Below are 8,267 nucleotides of genomic sequence, written 5' to 3' on the forward strand. Positions count from 1 at the left end.
ACCACTACTGGGTGCTGGCGCACGTCACGCCGAACGTCGGGGCGGGCGGGGCGATCGTGGGCTACCACTCCAACCGCCGGGTGCCGCGGCCGGGCGTGGTCGCCAAGGTCGGGCCGCTCTACGCGCTGCTGCGCGCGCGCGAGGTGGAGGCCGGCGACAGCGAGGCGGGCATGCAGGCGTCCGCACGGGTTCTCGACGACATCCTCGCGAAGGAGGGCGTGAGCTATGACGAATATGTCCTCGGTCTCTAGGGCCACGCTGGCCGCGTGGATCGCCGCCGCCGTGGTGCTGGCGCTGGTCCTGGTGCTGGCCGTGCTGCGGGAATGGGCGGCGTGTGCCCTCGCCGCGGTCATCCTCGTTCCGCTGGCGGCCTGCATCCATTCCCTGAACCGGGCCAAGGGCAGCATCGACAAGGCCATGGCGGTGTGCGAGGCGGCGGCGCGCGGCGACCTGTCGGTGCGCGTCATGGGCATCCGCGGGCACGGCAACGTCGGGCGCATGCTGCGCAACATCAACCGCCTGCTGGACCTGACCGAGGTGTTCTGCAAGGAGGCCGACGCCGCCATGCAGCACGCCAACAGCCGCCACTACTACCGCAAGATTCTGGAGACCGGCCTGCGCGGCGACTTCGCCAGGCACGCCGGCACCATCAACCGCTCGCTGGACCAGATGAAGGCGCGCGACGAGGAGGCGCTGCGCTTCGCCGAGGAGAACGTGCGCCACGTGCTGCTGGGCGTTACCGGCGCCGTCACGCAGTTGCAGGCCAACGCCGCGCAGCTCGCCTCCAACGCCGACGCGGCCGTGCGCGACGCCATCGCCGCGGCGAGCGGGGCCGAGCAGGCGTCGGTCAACGTGCAGGCGGTGGCGGCGGCGGCCGGGCAGCTCTCCGCCTCCTTCGGGGAGATCAACCAGCAGACCAGTGTGGCCACCTCCATCGCCACCGACGCCGTCGCCATGGCCGAGCGCACCGACCGCACCGTGCAGGAGCTGGCCGAGGCCGCCGGGCGCATCGGCAGCGTGATCGAGCTGATCCACGACATCGCGGCGCGCACCAACATGCTGGCGCTGAACGCCACCATCGAGGCGGCGCGGGCGGGGGCGGCCGGCAAGGGCTTCGCCGTGGTCGCCGGGGAGGTCAAGAGCCTGGCCAACCAGACGGCACGCGCGACCGAGGAGATCGCGGAGCACGTGCGGCAGATGCGGCTGGTGGCGGAGGGCGCCGGGGCGGCCATCCGCGCGATCGGCGGCACCATCGGCACCATCGAGCAGACGTCGACCGCCGTGGCCGGCGCCGTGCAGCAGCAGAACGCGGTGACCGAGGAGATCACCCGCAACGTCTCCGACGCCGCCGCCGGGGCGGGGGCCGTCACCGCCTCCATCGCCACGGTGCGGCTGGCGGCGGAGCGGACCAACGGCGTGGTCGGCGAGATCACGTCCGCCACCGGCGAGCTGTCGCAGCAGGCCGAGGCGCTGGAAGGGCAGATCGACGCCTTCATCGCCCGCATCCGCTGCGCGTGAACCCATCGTCTTCGTTCGCTGTTGAGCCGGGTGGGTTCAACGGCGGACGGAGGACGGCATGTCCAAGGCGGAATCGAAGAAGCAGCAGATGGCGGCCGGTGCTGCGCTGTCCGTGAAGCGCGGCGAGAAACCGGAATCGAGCCTGCGCGGGGCGTCCAAGGAGATGGCGCGGTCGATGAGCGAGGATGAACTGCGCGAGCTGGCGTCGACCAAGCGCAAGGATTTGCCGGAAAAGGCGTCCGAGGAGTAGGCGTCGGCTTGCGCCCCTACGCGCAGCGCCGCGTGGTGGAGGGGCGGCGCAGGGCGCGGTCGGGCGTGCGGGCGGGCTTGGCGTGGTCGCCGTCGGCGGTGGCGGCGAGGTCGCGGCGGACGCGCTCGGCCACCTCCAGGAAGTCGGGCTGGCCGACGTGGCGGCTCAACTCGCGGATCAGGGCCATGCGGTCGGCGGCCATGGGCGTGGTTCCATCAGCGGTGATGGGGTCAGTGTCGCACTGATGTCTAAATTTTATCCTAATTGCGATCCGTCCGGCGGGCGCTAGGCGCGGCGGGCGGTCGTCCGTACACTGACGGGGTGGAGCCACGGCGTCGGGGACGGGGATGGAACTCATCGTCTGGGAATGGATCAACCTTGCGGCGCGCTGGCTGCACGTCATCACGGCCATCGCGTGGATCGGATCGTCCTTCTACTTCATCCACCTCGACCTCTCGCTGCAGAAGCGTCCGCAGCTGCCGGCCGGGGCGGCGGGGGAGGCGTGGCAGATCCACGGCGGCGGCTTCTACCACATGGTCAAGTACATGGTCGCGCCGGAGCAGCTGCCGGCGAGGCTGACGTGGTTCAAGTGGGAGTCGTACGCCACGTGGAGCAGCGGCTTCTTACTGCTGTGCGTGCTGTACTACGGCAGCGCCGACCTGCTGCTGGTCGACCCGGCGGTGCTGGACCTGCCGTGGTGGGGGGCGGTGGCGGCGAGCTTGGCGTCGCTGGCGCTGGGCTGGCTGGTGTACGACGCGCTGTGCCGGTCGCCGCTGGGCAAGGACGACGCGCGGCTGGCGCTGGCGGGGTTCGTGTTCCTGGTGGCGGTGGCGTGGGGGCTGACGCACGTGTTCAGCGGGCGTGGCGCCATGCTGCACATGGGCGCGCTGATCGGCACGATGATGTCGGCCAACGTCTTCCTGGTCATCATCCCCAACCAGCGCAAGACCATCGCCACCATGATGGCCGGCGGCACGCCGGACCCGGCGTTGGGCAAGCAGGCCAAGCAGCGCTCCCTGCACAACAACTACCTGACGCTGCCGGTCGTCTTCCTGATGATCAGCAACCATTACCCGCTGACCTTCGCCACCCGCTACAACTGGGTGATCGTCGCCGTGGTGCTGGTGATGGGGGCGGCGATCCGCCACTTCTTCAACTCCAAGCACGCCGGGAAGCCGGCGCCGTGGTGGACCTGGGGTGCGGCGGCGGCCGGGATGGCGGTGATCGTGGCGCTGAGCGCCGCCGGCCCGCGCGAGACCGTGACGGCAGCCCCCGCGCGGGCGGACTTTGCGGCGGTGGAGGAGATCGTCGCGTCGCGCTGCAGCATGTGCCACGCCGCCGCGCCGGTGTGGGCCGGCATCGGCGAGGCGCCGCGCGGCGTGCGCCTGGACACGGCCGAGGAGATCCGCCGCCACGCCGGGCCGATCCGCGTGCAGGCGGTGCTGAGCGACGCCATGCCGCCCGGCAACGTGACCGGCATCACGGCGGAGGAGCGGCAGGTGCTGGCGGCCTGGACCGGTCAGCTGCCGCGGTAGGTGGAGTAGGCGTAGGGCGAGACCAGCAGCGGCACGTGGTAGTGCTGCGCCGCCGAGGCGATGCCGAAGCGGACGGGGACCACGTCCAGGAAGGCCGGGTCGGGCAGCGCCACGCCGGCGGTGCGGAAGTAGGCGCCCACCTCGAACGCCAGCTCGTAGGTGCCGGGGACGAGGTCCGCGCCGGCCAGCAGCGGCGCGTCGCAGCGGCCGTCGGCGTTGGTGCGCGCGGTCGTCAGAAGCACGCGCCGGTCGCCCTCCAGCCGGTGGAGCGTCAGCGCCATGCCGGCGCCGGGGCGGCCGTGCATGGTGTCGAGGACGTGGGTGGTCAGCTTGCCGGTGGGTGCGTCCGTCATGGTGATCGCCTCGCCCGTGGTTGCGGGGGTACTATACGCGCCGGTTCGCAGGAGGGGAAAGCATGCGCCGGACCATGGAATCGGGCGGAATGGACCGCGCCGCCTTCGTCGCCCGCTTCGGCGGGGTGTTCGAGCATTCGCCCTGGATCGCCGAGGGCGCTTGGGACGCCGGCCTGCCGGAGGGGGCCGGCACGGCCGACGGGCTGCATGCGGCCATGGTGGCGGTGCTGCGCGCCGCACCGCATCAGCGGAAGCTGGACCTGCTGAACGCCCACCCGGATCTGGCCGGCAAGCTGGCGGTGCGCGGCGAACTGACGGCCGAATCCAGCGCCGAGCAGGCCGGCGCCGGGCTGGACCGCTGCACGCCCGCGGAGTTCGCGCGCTTCACCGAACTGAACGACACGTACAAGGTGCGCTTCGGCTTTCCGTTCATCCTGGCGGTGAAGGGTAGCACGCGCGCCGAGATCCTGGCGGCCTTCGAGCGGCGGGTGACGAACACCCCGGAGGAGGAGTTCGCCACCGCGCTGGAACAGGTCGAGCGGATCGCGCTTTTGCGGATCAGGGATTTGCTGCCGGCTACGCCTTGAGGCGGTAGCCGGTGCGGAAGATCCACCAGACGGCGGTCAGGCACAGCAGCAGGAACACGCCGGTCATGGCGAGGCTGAGGCCGACGCCGAAATCGGACGTGCCGTAGAAGCTCCAGCGGAAGCCGCTGACCAGGTAGACGACCGGGTTGAACAGGGTCAGGTTCTGCCAGAACGGCGGCAGCATGCTGATGGAATAGAAACTGCCGCCCAGGAAGGTGAGCGGCGTGATGATCAGCAGCGGCACGATCTGCAGCCGCTCCCACCCGTCGGCCCAGACGCCGATGATGAAGCCGAACAGGCTGAACGTCACCGAGGTCAGCACCAGGAAGGCCACCATCACGAACGGGTGCTCGATGCCGAAGGGCACGAACAGCCGGGCGGTGACCAGGATCAGCAGGCCGAGGATGACCGACTTGGTGGCCGCCGCACCCACGTAGCCGACGACGATCTCGAAGGGCGAGATGGGGGCCGACAGCACCTCGTAGATCGTGCCGGAATAGCGCGGCATGTAGATGCCGAAGGAGGCGTTGGAGATGCTCTCCGTAAGCAGGGTCAGCATGATCAGGCCCGGCACAATGTAGGCGCCGTAGCCCACACCGTCGATCTCCTGCATGCGCGAGCCGATGGCGGAGCCGAACACCACGAAGTACAGCGAGGTGGACAGGACCGGGGAGGCGATGCTCTGGAACAGCGTGCGCCAGGTGCGCGCCAGCTCGAACAGGTAGATCGCCCGGATGGCGTGGATGTTCATTTCCGCGACCTCACGAGGCTGACGAAGATCTCCTCCAGGGAGCTTTGGCTGGTCTGGAGGTCCTTGAAGTCGATGCCGTGCTCGCCCAGCCGTTTCAGCAGCTCGGCGATGCCGGTGTGCTCGGCCTGGGCGTCGAAGGTGTAGAGCAGCTCCGTGCCGCCGGCCGACAGCTCCAGCGGGTAGGCGGCCAGCGCGTCGGGCACGCGCTCCAGCGGGACTTGCAGGTGCAGGGTCAGCTGCTTCTTGCCCAGCTTGCGCATCAGCACGTCCTTGTCCTCCACCAGGATGATCTCGCCCTTGCTGATCACCCCGATGCGGTCGGCCATCTCCTCGGCCTCCTCGATGTAGTGGGTGGTGAGGATGATGGTGACGCCGCCCTCGCGCAGGCGGCGGACCATCTCCCACATGTCGCGGCGCAGCTCGACGTCGACGCCGGCCGTGGGCTCGTCCAGGAAGAGGATGCGCGGCTCGTGCGACAGCGCCTTGGCGATCATCACGCGGCGCTTCATGCCGCCGGACAGCGTCATGATCTTGCTGTCCTTCTTCTCCCACAGCGAGAGGTCGCGCAGCACCTTTTCGATGTGGGCGGGGTTGGGCGGCTTGCCGAACAGGCCGCGGCTGAAGCTGACGGCGGCCCAGACGCTCTCAAACGCGTCGGTGAACAGCTCCTGCGGGACGAGGCCGATGGCCGAGCGCGCGGCGCGGTAGTCGCGGACGATGTCGTGCCCGTCGGCCAGCACGGTACCGGCGGACGGGTTGACGATGCCGCAGATGATGCTGATCAGCGTCGTCTTGCCCGCCCCGTTGGGGCCGAGCAGCGCGAAGATCTCGCCCCGGCGGATCTCCAGGTTCACGTTCTTCAGCGCCTGGAAGCCGGAGCCGTAGGTCTTGCCGAGCCCGGAGACCGAGATGATCGGCGGGGCGGCAGCGGTGGTGGTGGCTGTGGTGGCGGCGGCCGGCGCGGGCGCGGCCGGCCGGGTCCGGGGTTCGTCGAGTGGGTTCATGCGCGTCTCTGTCGTCCCTGCGGCGGGGGCGTTGCGTGCGTCACGTAGGTCGCCGGGCGGTCAGGTCAATCGGGGGACATGCACCAAAGCTTCGCCCGCCTGTTGATGTCGTCAAGGCAGTCTTCACCACTGGCATGGATGACCGGACATGGCAAAGCTCATCTGTTCAATGGCAGTCATGCTCTTCGTGCTTTCCGCGTGCGTCGGCAGCGGGCGGGATATGGATTCGGGAACCGCGAGCGGCTCGCCGACCACGTCGTCGCCGGCTACCGCCGCGCCGGTCTTCGGCGGGCTGGGCGGGATCGGCGGCCTCTTCTGAGGGATCTTGCGCGGCAATCGCTTGAAGGGCCTGGAGTTGCTGTAAGGCCTCTCTCCCCTCGCTCTCGCCGGATCTTTGATCCGGCTGACGCGACAGGCGGGTCCTTTGGACCCGCTGAGAGCGGGAGAGGGGTTGGGGAGAGGGGGTATTGCCGGCGGCAGCCGGGACATGAGTCTTTTCCGGCCTGCCGGCCGTAATCCCCCTCTCCCCAACCCCTCCCCCGCCAAGGGGGAGGGGCTTTCAAGCGATTGCCCCGAGGGGCCTTGCGCGGCATCGCCCGGCGGTGTCACAGTCGCTGGCCCGGCCGACTGTAGGCGATGACAGCGGCCGCAGCGAAGGAGACCCGCGCCATGAGCACCGTTCCCCCCATCTCGCCGCGGGACCTGCTGCGGCGGATGTTCGACGCGGCGGTCGAGTCGGCGCAGCCGGCGCGCTGCGTGCCGCCCCACCTGCCGGACCCGCCCAAGGGGCGCCTGCTGGTGATCGGCGCCGGCAAGGCCTCGGCCGCCATGGCGCGCGCGGTGGAGGAGCATTGGCCGGGCGAGCTGTCGGGGCTGGTGGTGACCCGCTACGGCTACGCCGTGCCGTGCGCGCGCATCGAGATCGTGGAGGCGGCGCACCCGGTGCCGGACGCCGCCGGGCTGGAGGCCGCCCGGCGCATCCAGGCGCTGGTGCAGGGGCTGACGGCGGACGACACGGTGCTGTGCCTGATCTCCGGCGGCGGGTCGGCGCTGCTGGCGCTGCCGCTCGACGGGCTGACGCTGGAGGACAAGCAGGAGGTGAACCGGGCGCTGCTGAAGTCCGGCGCGACCATTTCCGAGATGAACTGCGTGCGCCGGCACCTGTCGGCCATCAAGGGCGGGCGGCTGGCGGCGGCCTGCCACCCGGCGAAGGTGGTCACGCTGCTGCTGTCCGACGTGCCGGGCGACGACCCGATGGACATCGCCTCGGGACCGACGGTGGCGGATCCCACCACCTGCGCCGACGCGCTGGCGATCATCCGCCGCTACGGCATCACGGTGCCGCCCAGGGTGCTGGAGGTGCTGGAAAGCGGGCGGGGCGAGAGCGTGAAGCCGGGTGACCCGCGCCTCGCCGGGCTCGACACGCGCATGGCGGCCACGCCGCAGATGGCGCTGGAGGCGGCGGCCGAGGTGGCGCGGGAGGCGGGCCTTGCCGCGCACATCCTGAGCGACCGCATCGAGGGGGAGGCGCGCGACGTCGGCAAGGCGATGGCCGGGATCGCGCTGCAGGTGGCGCAGCGCGGGCAGCCCTTCACGGCGCCCTGCGTGCTGCTGTCGGGCGGCGAGACGACGGTGACGGTGCGCGGGTCCGGGCGCGGCGGGCGGAACGTGGAGTTCCTGCTGTCGCTGGGCGTGGCGCTGGACGGCTGTCCGGGCGTGCACGCCATCGCCGGCGACACCGACGGCGTGGACGGGCTGGAGGAGATCGCCGGCGCCTATGTCGGGCCGGACAGCCTGGCCCGTGCCTGGGCCCTGGGCATCAAGCCGAAGGACCGGCTGGCCGACAACGACGGCCACGGCTTCTTCGAAGCGCTGGGAGACAGCATCGTCACCGGGCCGACGCTGACCAACGTCAACGACTTCCGCGCGGTGCTGATTCTTGGGGAGTGAGGATTCTAGCCACAGATGGACACAGATAAACACAGATGGAAATGATTGCCGCAGCCCCTGGTTCACATGGCCAAGGGCAACGTGCCGTTTTCATCCATCTGTTCTATCCGTGTTTATCTGTGTCCATCTGTGGCTAAATGCCCTGTAAGCGCGCCGGCGGCTTATTTCGGGGCCAGGACCATGATCATCTGGCGGCCTTCGAGCTTCGGCATCTGCTCGACCTTCGCCAGATCGGCCAGCCGGTCGCGCACGCGCAGAAGCACCTCCATGCCCAGGTGCTGGTGCGCCATCTCGCGGCCGCGGAAGCGCATGGTCACCT

General features: G+C 70.2%; 11 protein-coding genes and 1 pseudogene. 7 read left to right on the forward strand and 5 right to left on the reverse strand.

The window, feature by feature from the left end:
• The 3 genes and pseudogenes from VED21_RS27430 to VED21_RS27440 all read left to right on the forward strand — a co-directional run.
• Positions 1-251, forward strand: a pseudogene (locus tag VED21_RS27430) (chemotaxis protein); the annotation flags it as partial.
• Positions 226-1,518, forward strand: coding sequence for a methyl-accepting chemotaxis protein (locus VED21_RS27435; protein WP_324888075.1), 1,293 nt, complete (start codon positions 226-228; stop codon positions 1,516-1,518). The pseudogene VED21_RS27430 and the gene VED21_RS27435, both read left to right, overlap by 26 nt.
• Positions 1,519-1,576: 58 nt before the next feature.
• Positions 1,577-1,768: a DUF3008 family protein gene (locus VED21_RS27440; protein WP_324888077.1), complete on the forward strand. Its 192-nt coding sequence runs from the start codon at positions 1,577-1,579 to the stop codon at positions 1,766-1,768.
• Between the two features lie 16 nt (positions 1,769-1,784).
• Here the strand turns inward: VED21_RS27440 and VED21_RS27445 are convergent, their stop codons facing one another.
• A complete protein-coding gene (locus VED21_RS27445; protein WP_324888079.1) occupies positions 1,785-1,970 on the reverse strand; it encodes a hypothetical protein in 186 nt (61 codons plus the stop codon).
• 145 nt (positions 1,971-2,115) lie between these two features.
• Here VED21_RS27445 and VED21_RS27450 point away from each other — a divergent pair, with 145 nt between their 5' ends.
• Complete coding sequence (locus tag VED21_RS27450; RefSeq protein WP_324888081.1) at positions 2,116-3,303, forward strand: urate hydroxylase PuuD; 1,188 nt, start codon at positions 2,116-2,118, stop codon at positions 3,301-3,303.
• Here VED21_RS27450 and uraH read toward each other — a convergent pair.
• A complete protein-coding gene (gene uraH / locus VED21_RS27455) occupies positions 3,288-3,656 on the reverse strand; it encodes a hydroxyisourate hydrolase (protein ID WP_324888084.1) in 369 nt (122 codons plus the stop codon). The genes VED21_RS27450 and uraH overlap by 16 nt on opposite strands.
• A 62-nt stretch (positions 3,657-3,718) precedes the next feature.
• On the opposite strand from uraH, the gene uraD reads away from it, so the two are divergent.
• A complete protein-coding gene (gene uraD / locus VED21_RS27460; protein WP_324888086.1) occupies positions 3,719-4,243 on the forward strand; it encodes a 2-oxo-4-hydroxy-4-carboxy-5-ureidoimidazoline decarboxylase in 525 nt (174 codons plus the stop codon).
• Here the strand turns inward: uraD and VED21_RS27465 are convergent.
• On the reverse strand, positions 4,233-4,994 hold the full coding sequence (locus VED21_RS27465) for an ABC transporter permease (protein ID WP_324888088.1): 762 nt from the start codon (positions 4,992-4,994) through the stop codon (positions 4,233-4,235). The two genes, uraD and VED21_RS27465, sit on opposite strands and share 11 nt — an antisense overlap.
• Positions 4,991-5,998 carry an ABC transporter ATP-binding protein gene (locus VED21_RS27470; RefSeq protein WP_324888090.1) on the reverse strand — a complete coding sequence of 336 codons (1,008 nt, stop codon included), beginning with the start codon at positions 5,996-5,998 and terminating at the stop codon, positions 4,991-4,993. The genes VED21_RS27465 and VED21_RS27470 overlap by 4 nt, the downstream gene beginning before the upstream one ends.
• A 148-nt stretch (positions 5,999-6,146) precedes the next feature.
• Here VED21_RS27470 and VED21_RS27475 point away from each other — a divergent pair, with 148 nt between their 5' ends.
• On the forward strand, positions 6,147-6,317 hold the full coding sequence (locus tag VED21_RS27475) for a hypothetical protein (protein ID WP_324888092.1): 171 nt from the start codon (positions 6,147-6,149) through the stop codon (positions 6,315-6,317).
• 350 nt (positions 6,318-6,667) lie between these two features.
• Positions 6,668-7,948, forward strand: a complete 1,281-nt coding sequence (locus tag VED21_RS27480) for a glycerate kinase (RefSeq protein WP_324888094.1) — start codon at positions 6,668-6,670, stop codon at positions 7,946-7,948.
• Between the two features lie 161 nt (positions 7,949-8,109).
• Here VED21_RS27480 and infC read toward each other — a convergent pair.
• Positions 8,110-8,267, reverse strand: a 158-nt coding sequence (gene infC / locus VED21_RS27485) for a translation initiation factor IF-3 (RefSeq protein ID WP_324888096.1), incomplete at its 5' end; no start/stop codon positions are given.

The sequence above is a fragment of the Azospirillum sp. genome, assembly GCF_035627195.1.
Classification (GTDB): domain Bacteria; phylum Pseudomonadota; class Alphaproteobacteria; order Azospirillales; family Azospirillaceae; genus Azospirillum.

Coding starts and splice junctions, on each gene's coding strand:
- VED21_RS27465 (WP_324888088.1), bottom strand. CDS start 4,994: ATGAACATCCACGCCATCCGGGCGATCTACCTGTTCGAGCTGGCGCGC.
- VED21_RS27480 (WP_324888094.1), top strand. CDS start 6,668: ATGAGCACCGTTCCCCCCATCTCGCCGCGGGACCTGCTGCGGCGGATG.
- VED21_RS27475 (WP_324888092.1), top strand. CDS start 6,147: ATGGCAAAGCTCATCTGTTCAATGGCAGTCATGCTCTTCGTGCTTTCC.
- VED21_RS27435 (WP_324888075.1), top strand. CDS start 226: ATGACGAATATGTCCTCGGTCTCTAGGGCCACGCTGGCCGCGTGGATC.
- VED21_RS27450 (WP_324888081.1), top strand. CDS start 2,116: ATGGAACTCATCGTCTGGGAATGGATCAACCTTGCGGCGCGCTGGCTG.
- VED21_RS27440 (WP_324888077.1), top strand. CDS start 1,577: ATGTCCAAGGCGGAATCGAAGAAGCAGCAGATGGCGGCCGGTGCTGCG.
- uraH (WP_324888084.1), bottom strand. CDS start 3,656: ATGACGGACGCACCCACCGGCAAGCTGACCACCCACGTCCTCGACACC.
- VED21_RS27470 (WP_324888090.1), bottom strand. CDS start 5,998: ATGAACCCACTCGACGAACCCCGGACCCGGCCGGCCGCGCCCGCGCCG.
- uraD (WP_324888086.1), top strand. CDS start 3,719: ATGCGCCGGACCATGGAATCGGGCGGAATGGACCGCGCCGCCTTCGTC.
- VED21_RS27445 (WP_324888079.1), bottom strand. CDS start 1,970: ATGGCCGCCGACCGCATGGCCCTGATCCGCGAGTTGAGCCGCCACGTC.